The sequence below is a fragment of the Variovorax ginsengisoli genome (assembly GCF_030486595.1).
GTDB classification, from domain to species: domain Bacteria; phylum Pseudomonadota; class Gammaproteobacteria; order Burkholderiales; family Burkholderiaceae_C; genus Variovorax; species Variovorax ginsengisoli_B.
Genome location: NZ_JAUJZH010000007.1, coordinates 251068 through 275457, shown reverse-complemented (window position 1 = coordinate 275457; position 24390 = coordinate 251068). Strand labels below are relative to the sequence as shown.

General features: G+C 68.8%; 27 protein-coding genes. 7 read left to right on the top strand and 20 right to left on the bottom strand.

Translation table 11 applies throughout. The annotated features are described in order from the left end of the window. Positions 1 to 9: 9 nt before the first annotated feature. Genes dhaK through QZH52_RS12605 form a run of 9 tightly spaced genes read right to left on the bottom strand, consistent with a single transcriptional unit; the run spans position 10 to position 8399 of the window. Positions 10 to 999, bottom strand: coding sequence for a dihydroxyacetone kinase subunit DhaK (gene dhaK / locus QZH52_RS12645; protein WP_301809216.1), 990 nt, complete (start codon positions 997 to 999; stop codon positions 10 to 12). 9 nt (positions 1000 to 1008) lie between these two features. Continuing rightward, a complete protein-coding gene (dhaL, locus tag QZH52_RS12640) occupies positions 1009 to 1629 on the bottom strand; it encodes a dihydroxyacetone kinase subunit DhaL (RefSeq protein ID WP_301809212.1) in 621 nt (206 codons plus the stop codon). 27 nt (positions 1630 to 1656) lie between these two features. Then, the gene (locus QZH52_RS12635; protein ID WP_301809209.1) at positions 1657 to 2697 is read right to left on the bottom strand and encodes an ABC transporter ATP-binding protein; all 1041 of its coding nucleotides are present in this window, start codon (positions 2695 to 2697) and stop codon (positions 1657 to 1659) included. After that, entirely contained in the window at positions 2690 to 3811 is a 1122-nt protein-coding gene (locus QZH52_RS12630) for an ABC transporter ATP-binding protein (RefSeq protein WP_286535632.1), read from the bottom strand. Before QZH52_RS12630 ends, QZH52_RS12635 begins: the two co-directional genes overlap by 8 nt. 5 nt (positions 3812 to 3816) lie before the next feature. Further along, the gene (locus QZH52_RS12625) at positions 3817 to 4020 is read right to left on the bottom strand and encodes a hypothetical protein (protein WP_286535633.1); all 204 of its coding nucleotides are present in this window, start codon (positions 4018 to 4020) and stop codon (positions 3817 to 3819) included. Positions 4021 to 4031: 11 nt separating this feature from the next. Continuing rightward, a complete protein-coding gene (locus QZH52_RS12620; protein WP_286535635.1) occupies positions 4032 to 4988 on the bottom strand; it encodes a carbohydrate ABC transporter permease in 957 nt (318 codons plus the stop codon). 8 nt (positions 4989 to 4996) lie between these two features. Then, positions 4997 to 5950: a carbohydrate ABC transporter permease gene (locus QZH52_RS12615; RefSeq protein ID WP_286526263.1), complete on the bottom strand. Its 954-nt coding sequence runs from the start codon at positions 5948 to 5950 to the stop codon at positions 4997 to 4999. A 25-nt stretch (positions 5951 to 5975) separates the two neighbouring features. Continuing rightward, positions 5976 to 7307 (bottom strand): ABC transporter substrate-binding protein, encoded by a 1332-nt coding sequence (locus QZH52_RS12610; protein ID WP_436411575.1) that lies wholly within the window; start codon positions 7305 to 7307, stop codon positions 5976 to 5978. Between the two features lie 60 nt (positions 7308 to 7367). Next, a complete protein-coding gene (locus QZH52_RS12605) occupies positions 7368 to 8399 on the bottom strand; it encodes a LacI family DNA-binding transcriptional regulator (RefSeq protein ID WP_301809200.1) in 1032 nt (343 codons plus the stop codon). Positions 8400 to 8546: 147 nt separating this feature from the next. On the opposite strand from QZH52_RS12605, the gene QZH52_RS12600 reads away from it, so the two are divergent. Together QZH52_RS12600 and QZH52_RS12595 are read left to right on the top strand one after the other, a co-directional pair. After that, complete coding sequence (locus tag QZH52_RS12600) at positions 8547 to 10025, top strand: serine/threonine protein kinase (RefSeq protein WP_301809198.1); 1479 nt, start codon at positions 8547 to 8549, stop codon at positions 10023 to 10025. After that, positions 10022 to 11218, top strand: a complete 1197-nt coding sequence (locus QZH52_RS12595; protein ID WP_301809195.1) for an OmpA family protein — start codon at positions 10022 to 10024, stop codon at positions 11216 to 11218. Before QZH52_RS12600 ends, QZH52_RS12595 begins: the two co-directional genes overlap by 4 nt. Before the next feature lie 9 nt (positions 11219 to 11227). Here QZH52_RS12595 and QZH52_RS12590 read toward each other — a convergent pair whose 3' ends face one another. Genes QZH52_RS12590 through QZH52_RS12565 form a run of 6 tightly spaced genes read right to left on the bottom strand, consistent with a single transcriptional unit; the run spans position 11228 to position 14992 of the window. Next, positions 11228 to 11719 carry a dihydrofolate reductase gene (locus QZH52_RS12590; protein WP_286535643.1) on the bottom strand — a complete coding sequence of 164 codons (492 nt, stop codon included), beginning with the start codon at positions 11717 to 11719 and terminating at the stop codon, positions 11228 to 11230. A gap of 3 nt (positions 11720 to 11722) precedes the next feature. Then, on the bottom strand, positions 11723 to 12556 hold the full coding sequence (locus QZH52_RS12585; protein WP_301809190.1) for a thymidylate synthase: 834 nt from the start codon (positions 12554 to 12556) through the stop codon (positions 11723 to 11725). A gap of 1 nt (position 12557) precedes the next feature. After that, positions 12558 to 12872: a CcdB family protein gene (locus tag QZH52_RS12580; protein WP_301809186.1), complete on the bottom strand. Its 315-nt coding sequence runs from the start codon at positions 12870 to 12872 to the stop codon at positions 12558 to 12560. Positions 12873 to 12876: 4 nt separating this feature from the next. Beyond that, positions 12877 to 13119 carry a type II toxin-antitoxin system CcdA family antitoxin gene (locus tag QZH52_RS12575; RefSeq protein ID WP_286371290.1) on the bottom strand — a complete coding sequence of 81 codons (243 nt, stop codon included), beginning with the start codon at positions 13117 to 13119 and terminating at the stop codon, positions 12877 to 12879. A 50-nt stretch (positions 13120 to 13169) separates the two neighbouring features. Then, a complete protein-coding gene (locus tag QZH52_RS12570) occupies positions 13170 to 14591 on the bottom strand; it encodes an FAD-binding oxidoreductase (protein ID WP_301809179.1) in 1422 nt (473 codons plus the stop codon). Then, on the bottom strand, positions 14588 to 14992 hold the full coding sequence (locus QZH52_RS12565) for a DUF2069 domain-containing protein (RefSeq protein WP_436411570.1): 405 nt from the start codon (positions 14990 to 14992) through the stop codon (positions 14588 to 14590). Before QZH52_RS12565 ends, QZH52_RS12570 begins: the two co-directional genes overlap by 4 nt. 51 nt (positions 14993 to 15043) lie before the next feature. On the opposite strand from QZH52_RS12565, the gene QZH52_RS12560 reads away from it, so the two are divergent. From QZH52_RS12560 to QZH52_RS12550, 3 genes are read left to right on the top strand one after another with little or no spacing between them, the layout of a single operon-like run. Beyond that, complete coding sequence (locus QZH52_RS12560; RefSeq protein ID WP_301809176.1) at positions 15044 to 16258, top strand: YihY family inner membrane protein; 1215 nt, start codon at positions 15044 to 15046, stop codon at positions 16256 to 16258. A gap of 44 nt (positions 16259 to 16302) precedes the next feature. Then, complete coding sequence (locus tag QZH52_RS12555) at positions 16303 to 16680, top strand: thioredoxin family protein (protein WP_301809174.1); 378 nt, start codon at positions 16303 to 16305, stop codon at positions 16678 to 16680. Further along, positions 16677 to 17339: an NAD-dependent epimerase/dehydratase family protein gene (locus QZH52_RS12550; protein WP_301809171.1), complete on the top strand. Its 663-nt coding sequence runs from the start codon at positions 16677 to 16679 to the stop codon at positions 17337 to 17339. The genes QZH52_RS12555 and QZH52_RS12550 overlap by 4 nt, the downstream gene beginning before the upstream one ends. A gap of 6 nt (positions 17340 to 17345) precedes the next feature. Here the strand turns inward: QZH52_RS12550 and QZH52_RS12545 are convergent, their stop codons facing one another. Then, complete coding sequence (locus tag QZH52_RS12545) at positions 17346 to 18140, bottom strand: alpha/beta fold hydrolase (RefSeq protein WP_286535656.1); 795 nt, start codon at positions 18138 to 18140, stop codon at positions 17346 to 17348. Beyond that, positions 18140 to 19450 carry an O-acetylhomoserine aminocarboxypropyltransferase gene (locus QZH52_RS12540; protein ID WP_286526233.1) on the bottom strand — a complete coding sequence of 437 codons (1311 nt, stop codon included), beginning with the start codon at positions 19448 to 19450 and terminating at the stop codon, positions 18140 to 18142. Before QZH52_RS12540 ends, QZH52_RS12545 begins: the two co-directional genes overlap by 1 nt. Before the next feature lie 136 nt (positions 19451 to 19586). Here QZH52_RS12540 and QZH52_RS12535 point away from each other — a divergent pair, with 136 nt between their 5' ends. Beyond that, positions 19587 to 20036: a CBS domain-containing protein gene (locus QZH52_RS12535; RefSeq protein ID WP_286535662.1), complete on the top strand. Its 450-nt coding sequence runs from the start codon at positions 19587 to 19589 to the stop codon at positions 20034 to 20036. Positions 20037 to 20045: 9 nt separating this feature from the next. Here QZH52_RS12535 and QZH52_RS12530 read toward each other — a convergent pair whose 3' ends face one another. Then, positions 20046 to 21032 carry a Bug family tripartite tricarboxylate transporter substrate binding protein gene (locus tag QZH52_RS12530; RefSeq protein WP_301809165.1) on the bottom strand — a complete coding sequence of 329 codons (987 nt, stop codon included), beginning with the start codon at positions 21030 to 21032 and terminating at the stop codon, positions 20046 to 20048. Then, entirely contained in the window at positions 21029 to 22117 is a 1089-nt protein-coding gene (locus QZH52_RS12525; RefSeq protein WP_301809162.1) for an adenosine deaminase family protein, read from the bottom strand. Before QZH52_RS12525 ends, QZH52_RS12530 begins: the two co-directional genes overlap by 4 nt. Positions 22118 to 22200: 83 nt before the next feature. Here QZH52_RS12525 and QZH52_RS12520 point away from each other — a divergent pair, with 83 nt between their 5' ends. After that, positions 22201 to 23118: a LysR family transcriptional regulator gene (locus QZH52_RS12520; protein ID WP_301809159.1), complete on the top strand. Its 918-nt coding sequence runs from the start codon at positions 22201 to 22203 to the stop codon at positions 23116 to 23118. Here QZH52_RS12520 and QZH52_RS12515 read toward each other — a convergent pair. Beyond that, complete coding sequence (locus QZH52_RS12515) at positions 23115 to 24332, bottom strand: polyhydroxyalkanoate depolymerase (RefSeq protein WP_301809156.1); 1218 nt, start codon at positions 24330 to 24332, stop codon at positions 23115 to 23117. The two genes, QZH52_RS12520 and QZH52_RS12515, sit on opposite strands and share 4 nt — an antisense overlap. Between the last annotated feature and the right edge of the window lie 58 nt (positions 24333 to 24390).

The window sequence follows — 24390 nt, the reverse complement described above, 5'->3', positions numbered from 1 at the left end:
GCGGCCCGTTCACATCCCCCAATGCAGCGCCGCCGTATGCACAGGCGCATCCCACAGCGCCAGCGTCGCCGCATCCATCGCGCTCACGGTGATCGAGCACCCAGCCATTTCCAGCGAAGTCACATACGACCCGGTGAGGCAGCGAGCGATCTTCAGCCGATGCCCGTCCAGTATCTTGTGCACCGCATTCACCATCAGGTACAGCTCCATCAGCGGCGTGCCGCCGAAGCCGTTGACCAGCAGCAGCACCTCCTGGCCCGGCTTGAGCGACAGGTCCTTGAGGATCGCGCCGCTCAGCTCGGCCGCGATGTCGTCGGCCGATGCCAGCCGGACCCGGCGCCGGCCCGGCTCGCCGTGGATGCCGACGCCCATCTCCATCTCGTCGGCACCGATCTGGAAGGTCGGCTTGCCGGCAGCCGGCACGGTGCACGAGGTCAGCGCCACACCCATCGAGGCCGTCGCCTTGTTGACCGAATCGCCAAGCGCCTTCAGCGCCGCCAGTCCATCGCCGCGCTCGGCGGCGGCGCCGACGATCTTCTCGACGATCAAGGTGCCGGCAACGCCGCGCCGGCCGGTCGTGTAGGTCGAGTTCTCGACCGCCACGTCGTCGTTGACGATGACCGTGGCGTTGTCGCAGTCGATCATCTCGGCGGCCATCTGGAAGTTCATCATGTCGCCGGAGTAGTTCTTGACGATGAACAGCACGCCCGCGCCGGTGTCCACCGCCTGCGCCGCCGCCAGCATCTGGTCGGGCGTCGGTGAAGTGAACACCTGGCCCGGGCAGGCCGCGTCGAGCATGCCGTGGCCGACGAAGCCGGTGTGCAGCGGCTCGTGGCCCGAGCCGCCGCCCGAGATCAGCGCGACTTTGCCGGGCTTGGGCGAGCGCCGGCGGACGAACTGGCCGCCCTCGCCGAGCGTCACGATGTCGGCGTGCGCGGCCGCGAAGCCGTCCAGCGATTCGGACAACAGGGACTCGACGTCGTTGATGAGCTTTTTCATGGTGCGCTTTCAGGCGGATTGGGAGGTCGGTTGCGCGCGCGATTGCAGGCCGTCGCAGATCGCGCCGATGATCAGGGCGACCGAGCGCGAGCCCGGGTCGACATGGCCCAGCGCGCGCTCGCCGAGGAACGAGGCGCGGCCCTTGATGGCGTCCATCGCCGCCGTGGCGTCGGCGCTCGCGAAGGCGCAGTCGCGCACGCGGCCGGCCAGTTGCCCGCCGCCTTCGGCGAGCACTTTCTGCACCGGGTCGAGCACGTCGAGCAGGGTCTTCTGGCCGACCTCGGCCTTGCCCAGCCGCGTCAGCGCCTTGATGCCGGCATCGAGTGCGCCGGCCAGCGCGGCGGCGGTGGGCGGGTCGGGCAGTTCCTTGCCGAGGGTGACCAGCAGGGTGCCGAACACCGGGCCCGACGAGCCCCCGATGGTCGACATGCAGGCCATGCCCATGGTGCGCAGCGCCTCGTTGAGCGACTGGCCGGCGAGCTCGTCGAGCCGGGCCTGGATGGCGAGCGCGCCGCGGCGCATGTTGAGCCCGTGGTCGCCGTCGCCGATCGCCTGGTCGAGGGCCGTCAGTTCGTCGACATGGTCGATCAGGGTCTGGGTCGCGTTGCGTATCAGGTCGATGTCGGCCATGGGGTCTCCCGTGTGGATGTGCCGTGTTCAGGCATGGATGCGCTGGCCCTCGGCATCGAACCAGAGCGGGCGCAGCAGTTCGACCTGCACCGCGTCGTTCGGCTCGAAGCTCTCGTTGGCGGGCGCCGAGACGATCAGCTCCTGGCCGCTGTCGTCGAGGCCGACATGCACCAGGTGCAGATCGCTCAGGCGCTCGATGCGCCTGACGCTGGCGCCCCGGTGCGCCATGCCGGGGCCGCTCGCCGCCGGCCGGCGGTGCAGCCGCAGGTGCTCGGTGCGGATGCCGACCGTCACCGCGCGCTCGGGCCCGTCGAGCTGCGGGAACAGCCCGCGGGCGACCAGGTTGATGCGCGGCGAGCCGAGCCGCGAGGCGACGTGCGCGCTGCCCGGGTTCTCGTAGATCTGCTGCGGCGTGCCGACCTGCACCAGCCGGCCGGCGTCGAGCACGCCGATGCGGGTGGCCAGGGTCATGGCCTCGATCTGGTCGTGCGTCACGTAGAGCATGGTGGCGCCCAGGTCCTGCTGGATGCGCTTGAGCTCCAGCCGCAGGTCGTTGCGCAGCTTGGCGTCGAGCGAGGACAGCGGTTCGTCCATCAGGTAGAGCGCGGGGCTGCGCACCAGGGCGCGGCCGATCGCCACCCGCTGCATCTGGCCCCCCGACAGCCGTGTGGCGGGGTTCTGCAGCTTGTCGTGGATGCGCAGCATGCGGGCGACCTCCTCGACCTTGCGGCGCACCTCGGTTTCCGGCGAGGGGCGCAGCGGCGAGCGCAGCGGGAAGGCCAGGTTGTCGAAGACGCTCAGGTGCGGATAGAGCGAATACTGCTGGAACACGAAGGCCACGTCGCGCAGCGCCGGCGCGAGCGCCGTGACGTCGCGCCCACCGATCGAGACGCGGCCGGCGTCCGGCCGCTCGAGGCCCGCCACCAGGCGCAGCGTGGTCGTCTTGCCGGCGCCGCTCGGGCCCAGCAGGACGAAGAACTCGCCGCTCGGAATGTCGAGGCCGACGCCGTCGACCGCGGTCACGCCGCCGAAGCGCTTGACGACGCCCGAGAGTCGAAGCTCAGCCATGGCGCGCCCTCCGTCCGGCCCGCAGCGGCGTCTCATCGCGCGCGCTGCGCAGCGCCCGGCCCGATGCCGCATCGAACAGCGAGATCTTCGCGGCATCGAAGGCCAGTCCGACATGGTCGCCGCGCGCCACCGGGATGTCGACGTCGACCTTGGCGCGCACCGTGGTGCCTTGCGCGGTGGCCAGCGTCACGACGGTGCGGGTGCCGAGGTATTCGGTGGCGAGCACCTCGGCGCGCAGCCCGGACGCGTCGTCGAAGCGCACGTGCTCGGGGCGCACGCCGCACAGCAGCGCGCGCGGCGACAGGTCTTCGCGCAGGGGCGGCACGGCGATCCGCGCCGGGCCGATCAGGATCGCATCGTCGCCGCTCGCCAGGCCGGCCTCGAAGGGCAGGAAGTTCATCGACGGCGCGCCGATGAAGTCGGCCACGAAGACGCTGGCGGGCCGCTCGTAGACCTCGAGCGGAGCCCCGAGCTGCTCGATCACGCCCTCGTTCATGATCGCGATGACGTCGGCCATGGCCATCGCCTCCATCTGGTCGTGCGTCACGTACACGGTGGTGGCCTGCAGCCGGTCGTGCAGGGCGCGCAGTTCGTGGCACATCACTTCGCGGAACTCGGCGTCGAGGGCGCCGAGCGGCTCGTCCATCAGGAAGGCCAGCGGCTGGCGCACGATCGCGCGGCCCAGCGCCACGCGCTGGCGGTCGCCGCTCGACAGCTGCGACACCGGCTTGTCGAGCAGGTGCGTGATGCGCAGCGTGCGCGCCGCCTGCTCGACCTGGCGGCCGATCTCGTCGCGCGCCATGCCCTGGGAGACCAGCGGGAAGGCGATGTTCCGGCGCACGTTCATGTGCGGGTAGAGCGCGAACATCTGGAACACGAAGGCGATGTCGCGCGCCGACGCCCGCTTGAAGCTCACGTCCTCGTCGCCGAGGAAGATCTGGCCGGAGGTCGGCAGCTCGAGCCCGGCGATCATGCGCAGGGTGGTGGTCTTGCCGCAGCCCGAGGGGCCGAGCAGGCAGAAGAACTCGCCGTTGCGCACGGCGAAGCTCGAGCTCTTCACCGCGGTGAAGTCGGTGAAGGCCTTGTGCAGTTCGTGGACGCGGATCTCGGCCATGGCGTTCAGGCGGGGAACTTGGACACGATCATGAACAGCGCGGTGCCGAACAGGGTGGTCAGGAACGACCAGGTGAACAGGCTCATCGCCAGCGGCTGCAGCATCATCACGAGCCCGGCCGTGATCACGACGCAGGCCACGATCTCCATCGGACCGCGGCGCAGCCAGCGCGGCCAGCGGCGGTGGACGGGCAGGGAAGGGGTCGACATGGCCGGAGCTCCTACTTGCGCACTGCGCCGAAGGTGATGCCGCGCAGCAGGTGCTTGCGCAGCAACACCGTGAAGACCAGGATCGGGATCAGGAACAAGGTGGTGCCGGCGGCCACGGCCGGCCAGTCCTGCCCGCCCTCGCCGATGATGATCGGGATGAAAGGCGGCGCCGTCTGCGCCGTGCCCGAGGTCAGCAGCACCGCGAAGGCGTATTCGTTCCAGGCGAAGATCAGGCAGAAGATCGAGGTGGCGACGATGCCGGTGGTGGCCTGCGGCAGCACCACCTTGCGGAAGGCCTGCAGCCGGGTGTAGCCGTCGACCATCGCGGCTTCCTCGTACTCGCGCGGAATCTCGTCGATGAAACCCTTGAGCAGCCACACCGCGAGCGACACGTTGACCGCGCTGTACAGCAGGATCATGCCGAGGCGCGTGTCCGACAGGCCGAGCTCGCGGTACATCAGGTAGATCGGGATCGCCACCGCGATCGGCGGCATCATCCGCGTCGACAGGATGAAGAACAGCATGTCGTCCTTCAGCGGCACGTTGAAGCGCGAGAAGGCGTAGGCGGCCATCACGCCGATGCCGACCGACAGCACGGTCGAGCCGAAGGCGATGATCAGCGAGTTGACGAAGCGCGGGATGTAGTTCGACCGTCCCGCGACCACCATGTTGTCGTCGCGTGCCACCTTGTCGCAGATCTCGGTCGCGGGCGGCAGCGCGGCGATGTATTCGGGCGTCTGGCGCGAGCGCGTGGTGAACAGGTTGCAGTAGCCCTGGGGGGAGGGCGTGAACAGCACCTTCGGCGGGTAGCTGATCGAGTCGGGCGGCGTCTTGAAGCCGGTCAGGATGATCCAGACCAGCGGGATCATCGTCAGGAGCGCATACGCGACCACGACCGCGCCGGCCGCGAAGCGGGTGCGCGCGCTCGGCTCGACGACGGAGTGGGCGGTGCTGATGCCAGTGCGCATGGGTTGCCTCAGCGGTTCTTCACGTGGTTGAGCGCCTTGACGTAGATGTTGGCCAGGCCGAACACCGCCACGAAAAGGATGATCGCGAACGCCGACGAATAGCCGGTGCGCCATTTCTCGAAGGCCTCGCGCTTGAGCGTGATCGACGCCAGCTCGGTCGCCGAGCCCGGGCCGCCCGAGGTCAGCAGGTTGACCATGTCGAACATCTTGAAGTTCTCGATACCGCGGAACAGCACCGCCAGCATGATGAAGGGCAGCACCATCGGCAGCGTGATCGACCAGAACTGGCGCCACTTCGAGGCCCGGTCGACCTCGGCCGCCTCGTAGATGTAGTCGGGGATCGAGCGCAGGCCGGCCAGGCAGATCAGCATCACGTAGGGCGTCCACATCCAGGTGTCGACGATGATGATCGCCCAGGGCGCGAGCTTGACCGAGCCGATCATCTCGAACGACGAGGCCGGAATGCCCGAGAGGAACGACACCGCGTAGTTGAACAGGCCCGTCTGCGGCTGGTACAGGAAGGCCCAGAAATTGCCGACCACCGCGGGCGACAGCATCATCGGGATCAGGATCATCGTGGTCCAGAAGCCGTGGCCGCGGAACTTGCGGTCGATCAGGTAGGCCAGTGCGAAGCCGATCAGCACCTGCAGCAGGATGGTCCAGAACAGGAAGTGCGCGGTGGCCTGCATCGCCAGCCAGATGTCAGGGTCGGTCAGCACCGACACGTAGTTGTCGATGCCGACGTCGACCACCGCCGCGTTGGGCCGGTTGGCCCGGTAGTTGGTGAACGACAGCTTGATGGTCCAGATCAGCGGGAAGATGTTGATCGCCAGCAGCAGCAGCATGGTCGGCGCGACGAACAACCAGGCGATCGCGCGGTCGGAGAGACCGCGCATCCGCGACGCCACCCCGGCCGGCGTGGCCTGGGCGGCGCGGGCGACGAGGGCGGCGGGAGTGCTCATGCCGTGTTTCGCCTGGGCCTGGCCGTCACTTCGCCTTGCCGTCGTCCTTGAAGACCTTCTTCCAGTCGACCACCAGTGCATCGAGCGCCTCCTTGGCGGTGCCCTTGTCGGCCACCACGTAATCATGCACGCGCTTCTGCATCGACAACAGCAATTGCGCGTACGAGGGCTCGGCCCAGAAGTCGACCACCATGTCCATCGAGTCGAGGAAGGGCTGGGCGAAGGGCGAGCTCTTCGGGTAGGCCGGGTCGTTGAGCACCGCCTTGGCGGCCGACGATCCGCCGATGGCCTGCCACTTCTTCTGCACGTCGGGGTTGGCGAACCACTTGATGTACTGCAGCGCCTCGTTGCGGTTCGGCGAGTACGACACCACCGAGATGCCCTGGCCGCCGAGCTGCACGCCCTTGGCCTTGTCCGACGGATTGACGAAGAAGCCGATCTTGTCGCCGCCGACGTTCGGGTCCTTGTAGAGGCCGGGGAAGAAGGCGAACCAGTTCATCATCATCGCCACCTGGCCCGACTTGAAGGCGTCGAGGCCTTCGGTCATGTAGGCGTTGGTGAGCCCGGGCGGGGTGCTGCCCTTGTAGAGCGCCTTGTAGAACTCGAGGCCGCGCACCGCGTCCGGCGAGTTGACGAAGCCGTCCATGGCATAGGGCTTCTTGGGGTCTTCGTACTTGAAGCCCATCGGGTAGAGCACGTTGGTCACGCCCATCGTGATGCCTTCGGAGCCGCGCTCGGTGAAGAGGTAGGCGCCGTAGACCTTCTTGCCGTCGATCATGCGGCCCTGGAAGAACTCGGCCACCTCCTTGAACTCGGTCCAGGTCTTGGGCGGTGCGAGGTCGCGGTTGTACTTCTTCTTGAACTCGGCCTGCAGCTCGGGCTTGGCGAACCAGTCCTTGCGGTAGGTCCAGCCGACCGCGTCGGCCATGGCCGGCAGCGCCCAGTAGTTGGGCGTGTTCTTGGGCCACTCCGCATAGCCCACCACGGTGGCGGGCGCGAAGTCGGTCATCTTGATGCCTTCCTTGTCGAAGAACTCGTTGAGCTTGACGTACTGGCCCTGCTCGGCGGCGCCGCCGATCCACTGGCTGTCGCCGATGATCAGAGCGCACAGCTTGCCCTTGGAGTTGAGCTCGTTGAGCATGCGGTCGGCGAAGCTGGTCCACGGCACGAACTCGAACTTCATCTTGATGCCGGTCTTGGTGGTGAAGTCCTTCGAGAGTTCGACCAGCGCGTTGGCCGGGTCCCAGGCGGCCCAGCACAGGGTGATGGTCTTGTCCTGCGCGCGCACCTCGGCGCCGGTCAGGCTGAGCACGGTGGCAGCGGCGAGGGCGATCACGCCCGGGAGCATCTTCGACATCGATTTCATGAGCTGTCTCCAAAAAAGGTTTGGGTTCAGGGGCACGTACCGGGCGTCCGCTCAGTGAAGGTTCTCGGCCGTCAGGATCTCGATGCGCGGCTGCACCACGTTGAGTGCGCCGCGGACGTTCTCGCACAGCGCGCGCAGCACGCGCGCCGCCGTCAATACGCAGTAATGGATGTCCTGGTGCAGGACGTAGGACAGGGCGTTGGCGCTCAACAGCGAGGCGTTCTCGTCGGTGAAGTCGTGCGCCGCCACGCCGACATGGGCCGCCAGGCCGGCCTCGGCCAGTGCGCGCGCCACGCCGGCGCTGCCCGAGCCGACGTTGTAGATGCCGGCGACGCGCGCCGGGTCGATGTCGTCGCGCAGGGCCTGCAGCAACGCGCGACAGGCGCCGTCGTCGTCGGCCGGCAGGTCGGGCGTGCGCACCAAGTGCAGCCGGGGGAATCGCTCCTCGATGACGTGGGCGAAGCCGATGCGCCGCTCGATCTCGGCCGACAGCCGGGTCGCCTGCGACGACAGCAGCAAGGTGTCGCGCCGGCCGTCGTTGGCCATTCGCGCCAGCAGCAGGCCGGCGGTGCGGCCGGCGGCCCGGTTGTCGGCGCCGATGCAGGTCTCGCGCATCGAGCCCGCGACGTCGGAGAACAGGGTCACCACGTGCACGCCGGCGCGCACCAGCTCGTTGATGGCGCGCTTGATCGGAGGCAGGTCGGGCGCCAGCAGGGCGATGCCCTCGCAGTCGCCGACCTGCGCGAGTTCTTCGGCGAAGCGCCCGGGGTCGGTGCTGTCGATGCGGTGCGTGACCTCGGTGATGTGGGCATGCCGGAAGTCGCCGGCGGCCTGCGCAATCTGTCTTTCGACCAGTTCCAGGAAGGGGGAGTCGTCCGCCGGCAGCACATAGGCGAAGCGGGCGTTGGCGCCGCGCCGCGGGCGGCCCGGCTGCTGCGGCGCGCCCAGTTCCTCGACCACCTGCAGCACGCGCTGCACGGTCTCGGCGTTGACGCCGGCTCGCCGGTTGAGCACCCGGTCGACCGTGGCGGTGCCGACGCCGGCGGTGCGGGCGATGTCGGCGATCGTGGGGGCGCTGGACATGGCTGAAATGGGGTTTGAGGGCATCATCGTATTAACATCAATAATTAAATCAATCAGGGTTTTGGAGCATGCCAGGTGACCTGGCGTCCATTCGGCTAGTGCGTCCGGTGAATGTCGCCGACGGCCGGGCGACGTAGAGTCGACGCCATGAACAGCGCCCTTGCGCTCGACCTCCGCACCGCGCACCGCCCGGCTGCAGGGAAGCGCGCGCAGGCCACCCCGGAGGCTTCCGACGAGGCGCCGGCGCGCGACATCCATGCGCTGCCCGAAGGCTTCAGGCTGTTCGACTACGAGATCGTCGGCACCATCGGCGAGAACGAAAAAGGCATCGTCTACCTGGCCTGGGACCATGTGCTCGAGCAGCATGTGGCGGTGCGGGAATACCTGCCCGGTGCACTGGCGTCGAGGGACCGCGTGTCGGCGGCGGTGGTCGCGAAGTCGAAGGGCCGGGTGGCGGCGTTCCAGCTCGGGCTGTGCAGCTTCATCAACCAGGCCCGGATGCTGGGGCGATTCGATCACCCCTCGCTGCCCAGGGTGCTGCATTTCTGGGAAGGCAACGGCACGGCCTACATGGCGATGCCGTACTACGAGGGCGCGACGTTGGCGCGCGTGCTGGTGGAACTCGGCCGGCCGCCCGACGAGGCCCAGCTGTGCAGCTGGCTGCGTCCCCTGCTCGATGCGCTCGGCGCGTTGCACGCTTCGCAGTGCGTGCATGGCGGGATCGCGACGCACCGCATCCTGCTCACCGACGACGGCCCGGTGCTGACGGCGTTCGGCGGCCTCCGGGACGTGGGCGACGACCTCGACGCCCCGCTGTCCGACCTGCGTGCGCTGGCGGGTGTGGTGTACGCGGCCATTGCCGGCCAGCCCCCGGCGCGCCGGAACGATCGGGTCCGGCCGCTCGCCGAAGTGGCGCGCCGTCGCTACAGCGGGCATTTCATGGATGCGGTCGATGCAGCGCTGTCGCCGATTCCCCAGGGCGGTTGCACGAGCGCGGCCGAACTCTGGAACCGGCTGAGCGGCGCCCACGATCGCCGGGACCAGGACCTCGACCTGCTGAGTGCGACCGACCGGCCCGATTTTGTCTTCGAGGCCTCCTTCGGCCGCGAGGCGCCCGCGCTCCCGGGCCGTGAGCTGGCGCCGCGCCGCAGCCGCACCCAGGCCGTCACGCGGCTGGCGCTGGGGCTGCTGGTGGGCGTTGGCTTAGCCGCCGCCATCCGGCTCGGCGATCCGGGCCTGCCGCCGCCACTGCCCGAGCCGGTACGGATGGTGTCGCTGCCGGCGGCGCCCGCGCCTGCGGCTGAACCTGTGCCCGGGCAGGCGCCGGCGCAGGTGCCAGAGAAGGTGCCTGAGCAGGCGCTGCCCGCAGCGGCCCTGGCGCTGACTGATTCGCTGCCCCGCGTGGTCGCCTCGGAGCCGATCGCGCCCGAACCGATCCGTAGAACGGCGCAACAACGGCCGCGCGCCGAGCCCGCCCGCGAGCGCGCGCGCGAGACGCAAGCACCGCTGGCCACCGCTCAAGCGTGGCCGGGCCGGACGCAATGCGTCGAGTCCTTGCAACGGGCCTCGCTCGGTCCCCTCACTGCGGCCGAGGCCGCAATGCTCAGGAAGGACTGCCAACCATGAGACGGACCGGCTGGCTGCACATCGTGTTCCTGTCGCTTGCCGCGTGGTTGGCGACGGGCCTCGGCGGCTGCGCGGCGCCGCTGGTCGCCTCGTCCGGGGCCCCGCTGCCCTTCGCCGAAGCCGTGGTGCAAGCCACCGATGCGCTGGTCGTCCAGACCCAGACGCAGCCGCTGTTTCTCGACCGGATCGGCGGCCGGCGCAGCGTGGTGCTCGATCCGATGCTCGATGCCGGCAGCGGCCAGCAGACGATCGCGACGCTGCAGCTGCAGGACCGCGTGATCGAGCGCATGGGCACCAAGTACGACGCGATCGAGGTCCTGCCCTTCGACAGCGAAAACCTCGGCAAGGCCCGCTACCTGCTCACCGGCACCATGACGAGGGTCGCGCCGAGCCAGCCGCAGGGCCCGTTGCGGATCGACCTGGCCCTGACCGAACTGAAGAGCGGCACGGTGGTCGCGCACGCGTCATCGCTGGTGCGTGACGAGGGCCTGGACCACACGCCGCTGCCCTATGACCGCGACACGCCGGTGCCGACGCGGGACCCGCTGGTCGAAGGCTACGTTCGCACCACCGCCGCGGCGGCCGGCCAGCGTGCCGACCCGGCCTACCTGGCGCGGCTCTCGGCGGCGCCGACGATCACGGCGGCCACCGCGCACTACAACGCGGGACGCTATCCGGAGGCGCTGGCGCAGTACAGCGCCGCGGCCGCGACGTCGGACGGCGAGCAGCTGCGCGTGCTCAACGGCATCTATCTGTCGTCGGCCAAGCTGGGCCGCACGGCCGAGGCCGAGCAGGCGTTCGGCAAGATCGTCGCCTACGGCATCGCCAACCGGCAACTCGGCGTCAAGTTCCTCTTCAATCCGAACACCACCGTGTTCTGGTCCGATGGCCGGATCAGCGGCCCCTATCCGATGTGGCTGCATCAGATCGCCAAGGCCAGCACCGACGCCGGGATCTGCATGGACATCATCGGCCACACGAGCCACACCGGTCCGGTGGCGTACAACGAGGTGCTGTCGCTGCAGCGCGCGGCCTACATCCGACAGCGGCTGGTGAACGACTCGACCGCACTGGGCCCGCGCACCACGACCAGCGGCAAGGGCTTTCGCGAGAACATCATCGGCAGCGGCACCGACGACGCCGTCGATGCGCTCGACCGCCGGGTCGAATTCAAGATCGAGGCCTGCGGCTGAGAACTCGGCTCAGCGCCGCTCCAGCGTGACGAAGCTGAACGGCAGGCCGTTGGCCGCGATGTGCGATTCGCGCGCGGTCTCGTGCCAGCCGCAATCGAAGGCGGGTGCCCAGGCGTCGCCCTCGAAGTCGCGCGCGATCTCGGTCAGCACCACGCGCTGGGCCAGCGGCTCCGCCTCGGCGTAGATCTGGGCGCCGCCGATCACCCAGGCTTCGTCGCTGCGGGCGTGTTCGCACAGGGCGATGGCTTCTGGCAGGCTTCCGGCCCGCTCGGCGCCTTCGGCCTGCCAGTCGGCATTGCGCGTGACCACGATGTTGCGCCGGCCGGCCAGCGGACGGAAGCGCGGCGGGATCGAATCCCAGGTCTTGCGGCCCATGATCACGGGCGCACCCGCGGTCTGGCGCTTGAAGTGGGCCATGTCCTCGGGCAGGTGCCAGGGCATCGTGCCGCCGAGTCCGATCGCGCCGTTGGCGGCGCGCGCGAGGAGCAGGTTGACGCGCATCTGTCAGACCGCCACGGGCGCCTTGATCGCGGGATGCGGGTCGTAGCCCTCGACCGCGAAATCCTCGTACTCGTAGTCGAAGATCGAGGCCGGCTTGCGCCGGATGACCAGCGTCGGATAGGCGCGCGGTGCACGGCTCAGCTGCAGTGCGACCTGCTCGGCGTGGTTGCTGTAGATATGGCAGTCGCCGCCGGTCCAGATGAAGTCGCCGACATCCAGCTCGCACTGCTGCGCCACCATGTGCGTCAGCAGCGCGTAGCTCGCGATGTTGAACGGCACGCCGAGGAAGATGTCGGCGCTGCGCTGGTAGAGCTGGCAGCTCAGCTTGCCGCGCTCGCCAGGGGCTTGCGGCGGCGCCACGTAGAACTGGAAGAAGGCGTGGCAGGGCATCAGCGCCATCTTCGAGAGCTCGGCCACGTTCCAGGCGCTGACGATGATGCGGCGCGAGTCGGGGTTGCTCTTGAGGGTGTCGATCACCTGCTGGATCTGGTCGATGTGGCCGCCGTCGGGCGTCGGCCAGCTGCGCCATTGCACGCCGTAGACCGGGCCCAGGTCGCCGTCCTCGCGGGCCCATTCGTCCCAGATCGTGACGCCGCGCTCCTTGAGCCAGTTGTTGTCGCTCGAGCCGGTCAGGAACCAGAGCAGTTCCTGGATGATGGAGCGCAGGTGCACCTTCTTGGTGGTGACCAGCGGGAAGCCCTCGTTGAGGTCGAAGCGCATCTGGTAGCCGAACACGCTCTTGGTGCCGGTGCCGGTGCGGTCGCCCTTGTATACGCCGGTGCTGTCGACGTGGCGCATGAAGTCTTCGTATTGGGAGCGGATGGGGTGGGGGGTCATGTCAGTACGAACCGAAGAGGGTGTCGAGGGCGTCGGCGATGAGGCCGCTCTGGGGCTGCAGGCTGGTGATCGGCGTGCGCAGTTCCGCGGCCGGAAAGGCGGCCAGCGCGGCCGTGTCGAGGATCACTTCCAGCCCGTCGATGACGAACGCCGGATTCAGGTCGCGCATCGGTCGCCCGAAGGTCTTGGCGGGGCGCAGCGGCACCACGACCCGGGTGTCGACCGCGCTGATGTAGTTGTTCTGCAGGTCGAGCAGATAGGGCGTCCTGGTGCGCAGCTCGGCATCGGGATGCCGGTAGACCTCGTAGCGGGCCATGCGCTCAGAAGGTCCGGTATTTGGCGAGCGGCAGGCCTTCCTCGGCGATGCGCGCGTTGTAGGCAGCGATGCCTTCCTTGTTGTCCTCGTTCCACTTTTCCCAGTAGCGGCGCTTCACTTCCTCGGCCAGCAGGCCGTCGACCGTCTGCGACACGTTCATGCCGAGTTCGCGCGCCATTTCAAGCACCTTGCTGTTGAGCGACAGGTTCGTGGGCTTCTTGGGCGCGTGGGGGTCGAATCGAAGCATGGGAATTTCTTGTGCAGGAAGAATGCGCATAGTTTACGCGCATCCGCGCCTCAGGTTGAACGAAGCACCCGCCCCGGATTCAGGATGTTCTGCGGGTCCAGCCCGCGCTTGATCGCGCGCATCATCTCGAGCGCCACCGGCGATTTGTGCTTCTCGAGCTTGTCGACCTTGAGCGAGCCGACGCCGTGCTCGGCCGAGAACGAGCCGTCGAACTTCTCGACCGCGTCGTAGACCAGGGTGTTGATCCGGTCCTCGTGGTCGCGAAGGAAAGCCTTGCTGTCGCCGCCCTCGGGCGCCTGCACGTTGTAGTGCAGGTTGCCGTCGCCCAGGTGGCCGAAATTCACCAGCCGCACGCCCGGGATCTCGCGCGCCAGCAGCGCGTCGGTCTCGGCCACGAAGGCCGGGATGCGCGACACCGCGATCGAGATGTCGTGCTTGATGTTGAGGCCTTCCTCGGCCTGCGCCAGCGGGATGCTTTCGCGGATGTGCCAGAGCTGGTGCGCCTGCGTGAGGCTCTCTGCCACCACCGCGTTGGTCACGCAGCCGGCTTCGAAGGCGGTTTCGAGCAAGGCCTCGAAGCGGCTGCGGGCATGGTCTTCCGATTCGCTGTCCGAGTTCTCGAGCAGCACGCACCAGGGAACGGACGCGTCGTCGATGAATGGCACGCGCAGGGCCGGGAAGTGCTTGTCGACCAGGCTCAGCGCGAACTTGCCCATCACCTCGAAACCGGTCAGGCCGGCCCCCAGGCGCTGGTGCGCCAGGCCCAGCAGGGTGACCGCGTGGTCGAGCGACGGCACTGCCGCCCACGCCGTGAGCTGGGCCGCCGGCAGCGGGTAGAGCTTCATGGTGGCCGCCGTGATGATGCCGAGCGTGCCTTCGCTGCCGATCATCAGGTCGCGCAGGTCGTAGCCCGTGTTGTCCTTGCGCAGGCCGCTGGTGCCTTCCCAGACCCCGCCCTGCGGCGTCACGACCTCGAGCCCGAGGCACAGGTCGCGCGTATTGCCGTAGCGCACCACCTGCGTGCCGCCGGCGTTGGTCGCAAGGTTGCCGCCGATGGTGCAGCTGCCTTCGGCCGCCAGGCTCAGCGGGAACAGGAAGCCGGCGTTGCGCGCCGCCTCCTGCAGGGTCTGCAGCACGCAACCGGCCTCGACCGTCATCGTGAGATTGGCGGCGTCGATGCCGCGGATTGCGTTCAGCCGCTGCAGGCTCAGCAGCACCTGGGTGCCGCTCTCGTCGGGCGTCGAACCGACCGCCAGCCCGGTGTTGCCGCCTTGCGGAACGATCGAGGTGCCGGCTTCGGCGCAGGCCCGGACCACTTCCGCGACCTGGCGCGTATCGCCCGGGCGCACGACCGCCAGCGCCTTGCCGCGCGAGCGCTTGCGCCAGTCCTGCTCCCAGGCGCCGAGGTCGCCTTCGGTGAGCACGTTCGCCGCGCCGACGATCGCGCGCAGCTTCTCCAACAGAACGCTCATGGCGTCGCCCCTTCGAGTTTGCGGGCCTGGGCCGCGTTGCGCAGCCGCAGCCGCACATGCCAGGCACAGGCCGTGAAAAGCGCCAGGCACAGCACGACCTGGACCAGCGCCAGCACCTGGCCGACGCCGTTGGTGTCGCTCCAGGCGCGCACCACGCCTTCGGTGAAATAGAGCCAGACCATCAGGCTGACCCAGCGATAGGTGTACATGCGGTTCTTCAGCAGGCCGGCCAGCGGCACCACCAGCGGCAGCACCTTGAGCGCCAGCCACGAGCCGCCCGGCCGCAAGGGCGCCAGCCACAGCTCCCAGGCGAGCCCGAGCACGATCAGCCCGACCAGGCTGCCGACGGCAAGCCATCGGGTGGCGGAAACGGAGGCGGAGGGCAGGGTGGACGCGGTCACGATGGAGGGAATGAGGGGCGGCGGCGCCGGGACGGCGACAGACCGGATGGCATGATACTGGGCATGAATCGCTGGCAGTTCTGGAGGGATCTTTCACACTTTCCCTGGGGGAACACGGCGGCGGTGCTGGGCGAGCGTTTCCGCGAGGACCGGCTCGGCCTGACCGCGAGCAGCCTGACCTTCACCACCACCATCGCGATGGTGCCTTTCTTCACCGTGGCGGCGGCCCTGTTCACCGTCTTCCCGATGTTCAGCACGATGCAGGGGCGGGTCCAGCGCTGGCTGATCGACAGCCTGATCCCGGACAACATCGCGCGCCAGGTGCTGGGTTACCTGAACCAGTTCGCCAGCAAGGCCAGCGGGCTCGGCGTCGCCGGCCTGGTGGTGCTGCTGGTGACCGCGGTGGCGCTGATCCTCACCATGGACAAGACGCTCAACAACATCTGGCGGGTGCGCAAGCCCCGGCCGCTGGCGCAGCGGGTGCTGATCTACTGGGCCGCGATCACGCTCGGCCCGCTGGTGCTGGCACTGAGCCTCAGCACCACGGCGTCCTTCTTCTCGGCCTCGCGCGAGGTGGTGGGCGGCGCGATCGTCAAGCTGCTGTTCGACACCTTCGAATTCGTGCTGCTGGCCGGCGGCATGACGGCCCTCTACCGCTACGTGCCGAACACCCACGTGAAGTGGTCGCACGCCTGGGCGGGCGGCCTTTTCGTCGCCACGTCGATCGAGCTCGCCAAGCGCGTGCTGGGCTACTACATGAGCCTGGTCCCGACCTACTCGGTGCTCTATGGCGCCTTCGCGACCGTGCCGATCCTGCTGGTCTGGATCTACGTGGCCTGGGTGATCGTGCTGCTGGGCGCCGTGATCGCGGCCTACCTGCCCAGCCTGCTGGTCGGGGTGGCGCGGCGCGGCGGCGCCGCCGGCTGGCCGCTGCAGCTGGCGGTCGAGGTGCTCCAGGACCTGCATGCCGCCAGGTCGACACCGGCCAGCGGCCTGGGCGCAGCCGAGCTGGTGGGACGCATGAGGGTCGACGCGCTGCAGCTCGCACCGGTGCTCGAAACGTTGGTCGCGCTCGACTGGATCGCGCCGCTGGCCGAGGAGCGCGACAACGACGATCCCCGCTTCGTGCTGCTGGCGGGCCCCGCGACGCCGCTGGAGCCGCTGCTGCGGGAGCTGCTGATGCCGCACACACCGCCGTTGCGCAGCCTCTGGTGCCAAGGCCCTCTGGAGAGCCTGCGGCTGCAGGATTTGCTGGCGAATCGATAATGGCGCCGAACTCCTCCCCAGCCCTTCGTTCCTTCGACACTGCCTTGACCGATTTCTCAACCACCGCCGCCGACGATCGCCTCTGGGTCGTCTGCCTGTGCGCCGAATGGTGCGGCGCCTGTCGCGAGTACCGGCCGCTGTTCGAGTCGGTGGCGCGCGACCACCCGCAGTTCCGTTTCGCGTGGGTCGACATCGAGGACCACGCGGACATCGCGGACGACTTCGATGTCGAGACTTTTCCGACGCTCCTGATCGCCAGCGAGGACGGCACCCGCTTCCTCGGCCCGCTGCTGCCCCACGCAGAGACGCTGGCGCGGCTGCTGGGCGCGCTCCAGCCGGCCCAGGCCCTGGCGCCCGAGGTGTCGACCCTGCTCGGCGCACTCCGGCGCGAGCCGGAGGCGTTTTCGGTCGGCGGAAGATGAAGATCCTTCTCTTCGGCGCCACCGGGATGGTGGGGCAGGGTGTGCTGCGCGAATGCCTGCACGATGCCGACGTGACCGCAGTGCTCTGCGTCGGCCGCCGGCCGAGCGGCGAGAGGCATCCGAAACTGCGCGACCTGGTGGTGCCCGACCCGGGACAGCTCGCGGCGGTCGAGGCCGAACTCGCCGGCTTCGACGCCTGCTTCTTCTGCCTCGGCGTCTCCTCGGTCGGCATGAGCGAGGAGGATTACAAGCGCGTGACCTTCGATCTCACGCTGGGGGTGGCGCGCACGCTCGTGCGGCTCAACCCCCAGATGACTTTCGTCTACGTGACGGGCGCCGGCACCGACAGCACCGAGCGCGGCCCCCGCATGTGGGCGCGCGTCAAGGGCGCGACCGAGAACGCGCTGATGCGGCTGCCCTTCAAGGCCGCCTACATGTTCCGCCCCGGCATGATCCAGCCGATGCATGGCGTGCGCTCGAAGACGGCGCTGTACCGGTGGGCCTACGTGGTCGCCAACCCGGTCTTCGGGCTGGTGCGCCGCTGGCGGCCCGATGCGGTCACGACCAGCGAGCAGGTCGGGCGCGCCATGCTGGTCGTCGCCAAGCGCGGCGCGCCGAATCCGCTGGTCGAGATGGCGGACATCAACGCGTTGCGTTGACGCCGCTCATTCCAGGAAGTCGCGCAGTGCGAACAGCACCGCGTCGGGTGCCTCGCTCATGAGCGCGTGGCCGGCCTTGACGGTGACGACCTTGGCGCCCGGCGCCTTCTGCGCCAGCGAGCGGGCGGCCCGCGGCGGCGTCATCTGGTCGGCCTCGCCGAGCAGGAACAGCACAGGGCATCGCACCTTTGCCAAAGCCTGTTCGCCGTTGGCGTAGTCATTGCAGGCCTTGAAGCCGATGTGGAAGACGTTGGCGTCGGTGTTGCTGGCGAGCACGCGGCGCATCAGCGCCCGCGAACTGCCGGCGAGCCAGACCCCCGGACCGAGCGGCGGCGCCAGCATCGAATGCGAGAAGGTGCTGACCATCGCGATCGTGCGCTGCGGGTCGTCGAGCGCGCCATCGAGCAGCGCCGGCGACACGGTCATCGGATAGGCCGTGCCGACCAGCGCCAGGTGCGTGACCCGCTCCGGCGCGCGCGCCGCGGTCTCCAGTGCGATCAGCGAGCCGAAGCTGTGGCCGACCAGCGCGGCCTTCGCGACACCCGCGGCATCGAGCAGCGCGACGATGAAGGCGGCGGCGTCTTCGACGCTCGCGGGCGGCGGGCCCGCGCTCCTGCAGTGTCCCGGCAGGTCGACCGCGAGCACGTTCCAGCCGTGGTTGGCGAACCAGCGGCTCTGCAGGATCCAGACGCTGTGGTCGTTGAGCACGCCATGGATGAAGACCACCGTCGGCTTGGCGGGGTCGAGCGGCTTGCCGCCGGTGTAGCAGTAGGTGGCGTGGCCTTGGACGTCGAACTGCATCACGCACCCGCCTTTTCCGCCGCCTTCAGCGCGCGCTTGAGGTCGTCGATCAGGTCGGCCGGGTCTTCCAGCCCGATCGACAGGCGAATCGTGCCCTGCGAGATCCCGGCGCCGGCCAGTGCCTCGTCGGTCATGCGGAAGTGCGTGGTGCTCGCCGGATGGATCACCAGGCTGCGGCAGTCGCCCACGTTCGCCAGGTGGCTGAAGAGCTTGAGCGCCTCGATGAACTTCTTGCCCTGCTCGCGGTTGCCCTTGAGGTCGAAGCTGAACACCGCGCCCGCGCCCTTGGCGCCGTGGCGCAGCAGCTTGTTGGCCAGCGCGTGGCTGGGATGCGATTCGAGCAGCGGATGGCCCACCCGCGCCACGAACGGATGCGCGGCCAGGAACTCGACCACTTTCTGCGTGTTGTCGATGTGGCGCGCCATGCGCAGCGGCAGGGTCTCGATCCCCTGCAGGATCAGCCAGGCGGTGTGCGGGCTCATCGAGGCGCCGAAGTCGCGCAGGCCTTCGCGGCGGGCCCGCAGCAGGAAGGCACCGACCGTGCTCTCCTCGCTGAAGACCATGTTGTGGAAGCCGTCGTAGGCTTGCGTGAGCTCGGCGAACTTGCCCGATCGCTCCCAGTCGAAGCTGCCGCCGTCGACCACCACGCCGCCGATCACGGTGCCGTGGCCGGACAGGAACTTGGTGGCCGAGTGGTAGACCAGGTCGGCGCCCCAGTCGAAGGGCTTGATCAGGTAGGGCGAGGTCAGGGTGGAGTCGACCAGCAGCGGCACCCGGGCGGCGTGCGCGATCTCGCTGACGGCCGGGATGTCGAGCACGTCGAGGCCCGGGTTGCCCACGGTCTCGCCGAACAGCAGCTTGGTCTCGGGCCGGATCGCGGCGCGCCAGCCGTCGAGGTCGCCGGGCTTGACGAAGGTGGTCTCGATGCCGAAGCGGCGCATCGTGTAGTGCAGCAGGTTCTGCGAGCCGCCGTACAGCGCGGTGCTGGCGACGATGTGCGAGCCGGCGCCCATGAGGGTCGCGATCGACAGGTGCAGCGCCGCCTGGCCGCTGGCGGTGGCGATCGCCCCGATGCCGCCTTCGAGAGCCGCCACGCGCTGCTCGAGCACCGCGTTGGTCGGGTTGCTGATGCGCGAGTAGACATGGCCCGCGCGCTCCAGATTGAACAGCGCCGCGGCATGGTCGCTGGATTCGAAGACGAAGGAGGTCGTGAGGTGGATCGGCACCGCCCGCGCGCCGGTGGCGGGGTCGGGTGCGGCGCCGGCATGCAATGCCAGCGTGTCGAAGCCGGGGTCTGAGTAGCCGGACATGAGCGCCTTTCGAGAATCGTTTCTGCAATGCCCGGTTACGCGCGCGTCGGCGCGTCGATCACGGGTCGGTGGACGGGCGGCCATTGTGGGCTATATTCAAATCGGCACGCCGCCGAGCAAGCGAGGAGCAAATTACATGAAAGTCAGCGATATCCTGCGCGTCAAGGGCAACACGCTCTTCACGGTCACGCCCGACGAACCCCTGGCCAGCGCGGTCAACGTCATGGCCGACAAGGACATCGGCTCCCTGGTGGTCATGGAGCACGGCGACCTGGTCGGCATGCTGACCTTCCGCGAAGTGATCGTCGCCATCGTCGCCAACGGCGGCCAGGTCGGCGGCACCCTGGTGCGCAAGGCGATGGACGACCATCCCGTGACCTGCACCCTCGAAACCGACCTCGACGAGATCCGCCGCATCATGCTGGAGCGCCACGCCCGCTACATGCCGGTCATGGACAAGCGCATGCTGATGGGAGTGATCAGCTTCTACGACGTCGCCAAGGCGGTGGTCGACAGCCAGAACTTCGAGAACAAGATGCTGAAGGCGTACATCCGCGACTGGCCGGCGGAGGACGAGTCGTCCTGAGCCCGCGGCTCACTCCTTGATGTTGGCCGCCTGCACGATCTTCTGGTTGCGGGCGTATTCCGATTTCACGAACCGTCCCAGGTCCTCCGGCGAGCCGCTGCCGGGCAGCGCACCCTGCTCCTGCAGCTTGGCGCGCACTTCGGGGTCCTTCAGCACCGCGTTGAGCTCCTGGTTCAGGCGGCTCACGATCGGCGCCGGCGTGTTGGCCGGCGCGAAGATGCCGGTCCAGCTCACCATGTCGAAGCCCTTCAGGCCCGGCATCTCGCCGAAGGCCGGCACCTGGGGCAGGGCCTCCAGCCGTTGGCTGCCGGTGACGCCGAGCGCCTTCAGCCGGTTGCCCGTCACGTGCGGGATCGCGCTGGTGCTGACCAGCATCGCCAGGTCGACCTGGTTGCCGATCACGTCGGTCGCGATCTGGGCACCGCCGCGGTACGGCACGTGGGTGACGAAGATCCCGGTGCGCTCCTTCAGCAGTTCCATCGCCAGCTGGAGCACGGTGCCGACGCCCGAGGTGGCGTAGTTGAACTTGCCGGGCGAGGCCTTGGCGAGCTTCACGAAATCGCCGAAATCCTTCACCGGCAGGCCGGGACGGGCGACCAGCACCATCGGGGCCGTGTTCAGCATGCCGACCGGTGCCAGGTCCTTCAGGGGATCGAACTTGAAGGCGGCCGGGTTGATCAGGCGGCCGATCGCGATCGCGCTGTCCGGCCCGGCCACCAGCGTGTAGCCGTCGGGCGCCGCGTTGACCGCCTTGGCCACGCCGATGGCGCCGCCGGCGCCGGTCACGTTCTCGATCACCACCGATTGCTTGAGCCGTTCGGCGAGCTTGTTCGCGACCAGGCGGGCCGTGAAATCGACGCTGCCGCCGGCCGAGTAGGGGACGATCAGCGTGATCGGCTTGGCGCCGGGCCACGACGGCTGGGCCGAAGCCGCGCCGGCCAGGGTGCCCAGCAGGGCGGCGGCGAGGAGCAGGGATTTGGCGATGGGTTTTTTCATGGGGTTGGCAGGAAGGAGTCCGGGGAGAGGCTGGCACGGAACTGGTCGAATTCCACGCTCCAGTCGGCACGCCACCGGCGACGCTGCGCATCGTCGATCCAGGCGCCGTCCAGGCCGTTGTGCATGAAGCCGCGCAGGTCGTCGAGCCCGAAGCCGAAGTGGCGCACCATCATCCGCCAAGCCCCGGTGGGCGTGACCTTGTGCAGGGTTGGATCGTCGGTGTTCGGGTGGATGCTCAGGCCCAGCCCCGGCATGCGGCGGATCGGATGGTCGAGCGCCCAGCGCTCCGGCGGCAGCGTGCGCAGGTAGTAGGAGTTGGTCGGCACGACCGTGAACAGCACGCCGCGCTCGGCGCATTCGCGTGCGAATTCCGGCCGGTCGACCACCGTGTAGCCATGGTCGATGCGGTCCACCTGCAGCAGGTCGAGCGCCGTGCGCACGTTGGTCCAGGGCATGCCGAACTCGCCGGCGTGCGCGGTGGTCTTGAGGCCGGCGCGCCGGGCGTCGCGGTAGGCCTCGGCGAAAAGCTCGGGCGGCCGGTCGTTCTCGCGGTAGTCGATCCCGATGCCGATCACTTCGTCGCGTCGGTTTGCCGTGACCCACTGCACCATCTCGACCGCCGCCTCGGGGCTGGCTTCGCGGTCGATCGCCGCGATCAGCCGGCCGACGATGCCGAACGCCCGCTCGGCGTCGTGGATCGCGCGGACGATCGCGTCCTGGGCCTCGCGGTAGCCGATGCCGGAGGCGTGCACGGTGCCGGTCGGGTTCCAGAAGAACTCGCTGTAGCGCACCTGGTGCGCCGCCGCGTCCTGCAGGTATTCGAAAGTGAGCCGGTGCAGGTCGTCGGCGCCGCGCACCAGCTGGGCATCGAGCGCCCGCAGCACCCGCAGCACGCCGACCGGCTTTTCGCCCCGGGTGTAGAAGCCCTCGATCTCGTCGTCGGCCAGCGGCGAGCCGGCGCGGCGGTTGAGGTCCGCGAAGGTGTCGTGGCGGACCGTCCCGAACAGGTGGCAGTGCAGTTCGACCTTCGGGATCGCCCGCAGGAAAGCATCGAGGGGGTCGGGGACGGCCGTGTCAGTGCGCATGCCGCCCAGTCTAGGCAGGGCGGTGAAATAAGGAAAATTTTGAATTCCTATAATTTCATTCACTGAATCTATATCAGAGGTCCATGGCTTCCACTTTGCCATTGCGTGCGCTCACGCTGCGCCAGCTCCAGTGCTTCTCGGTGCTGGTGGAAGAGGGCCAGTTCGGCCGCGCCGCGCGCCGCCTGTCGATCACCCAGCCGGCGCTGAGCAATGCGATCAAGCAGATGGAGAAGTTGCTCGGTGCCGAACTGCTGACCCGCTCGACCCATCGGCTGGCGCTGACGCCGGTCGGCACCGAGGTGCTGGCGCGCACCGACTACCTGGTCAACACCTTCGAGGTCGCGCTGCGCGACATCGAGAGCACGGTGCAGCGCGGCCGCGCCTTCGTGCGCATCGGCGTGATCCCATCGGCCAGCGCCCGGGTCGCGGCGTCGGTGGCTGCGTTCGTCGGCGGCGACGCTCAGCACGGTGTCGAGTTCGCTTGGCGCGACGCGCCGTCGAATGCGCTGCTGGCCGAAGTGCGCAGCGGCCAGCTCGACCTCGCGGTGGCCGCCATCACCGAACCGCCGGGCGGGCTGGTCTGCATCGACCTGTTCCGCGATCCGCTGGTGCTGGTGGTGCGGCGCGATGACCCGCTGGCCGCTGCCGGCGGCGCCGACTGGGAGGCGATCGGCGGCGAGCGCCTGGTGCTGTTCGAGAGCGGCAGCATGCCGGCGCTGGGGGATCCGGCCCGGGCCCAGTTCGCGCAGGGCTCGGAGCCCTATCGGGTGAGCTATTCGGAGACGCTCTACGCCCTGGTGCGCGGCGGGCTGGCGCTCGGACTGATGCCGAGGCTCTACACGTCCTCGCTGCGCGACGATGAACTGGTGGTCCTCCCGCTGACTCGGCCCGGCATCGAGCGCCGCATCGTGCTCGTCTACCTGCCCGGGCCGATGCGCAACGTCGCATCGCAGGCGCTGATCGCGCATCTGCGGCAGGCCTTGGTGGCGAGCGCGGCTTAGTGCAGTTCCTGCGCCGTGTGGATCATCTCGCGCACCCGCGGATAGATCTGCGTGTTCCACTTGCTGCCGCTGAAGACGCCGTAGTGGCCGACGCCGGCCTGCAGGTGGTGGGTCTTGAGGTAGGGGCGGATGCTGGTGCACAGGTCCTGCGCCGCCACGGTCTGGCCGACCGCGCAGATGTCGTCGCGCTCGCCTTCGACCGTCATCAGTGCGGTCCGGCGGATGGCCGCGGGGTCCACCCTGCGATCGCCGACGGTGAGCTCGCCGCGCGGCAGGTCGTAGGTCTGGAACACCCGCTCGACCGTCTCGAGATAGAACTCGGCCGGCAGGTCGTTGACCGCCAGGTATTCGTCGTAGAAGTCCCGGATCGTGGCGGCCTGCTCGAGTTCGCCTTCGACCAGGTGGTGATAGAGCTTCTTGAACTGTTCCTTGTGCCGGTCGGGATTCATGCTCATGAAGGCGCTGAGCTGCAGGAAGCCCGGGTACACGCGCCGCATCATCCCCGCGTGCGGCCATGGCACCCGGCTGATCAGGTTGCGCTCGAACCAGCCGATCGGGCGATCGGTCGCCAGCTTGTTCACCATGGTCGGATTGATGCGGCAGTCGACCGGGCCGGCCATCAGGGTCAGGCTCAGCGGCGCGGCAGGGTGATCGTCCTCGGCCATCAGCGCGGTCGCCGCCAGCGCCGCCACGCAGGGCTGGCAGACCGCCACCATGTGGGCGCCGGGGCCGATCGCCTCGAGGAAGCTCACGATCTGCAGCGTGTAGTCGTCGAGGCCGAAGCCGCCGTTCCACAGCGGCACGTCGCGGGCGTTGTGCCAGTCGGTCAGGTAGACGTCGTGGTCGCGCAGCAGGGTGCGCACCGTTTCACGCAGCAAGGTCGCGAAATGGCCCGACAGTGGTGCGGCCAGCAGCACCTTCGGCTGCACCGCCTTGGTGTCCTTGCGGAAGTGCAGCAGGGTGCCGAAGGGCGCGACCAGCGCGAGCTCTTCGGTGACCGCGGCTTCCTGCCCCTCGGACAGCACGCTCTTGATGCCGTAGTCGGGCCGCGTGTGGGTCAGCCGCAGGTGGGCGTAGACATCCATCGCCGCGGCGATACGGCGGGCGGCGCTGCGGTCCGGCCGGGACTTCCACACGCTGTTGCCGAGGTACTGGGCTGCGAGCCGGGACGGCGAGAGCAGGTCGGTGTGAGTTTGGTAGGCCCGGTACAGCATGGAGGGGCTGCAGGCAAGTTGCGGGCCAAGGCGAAGAGGTGCACTGTTCTGGCACAGG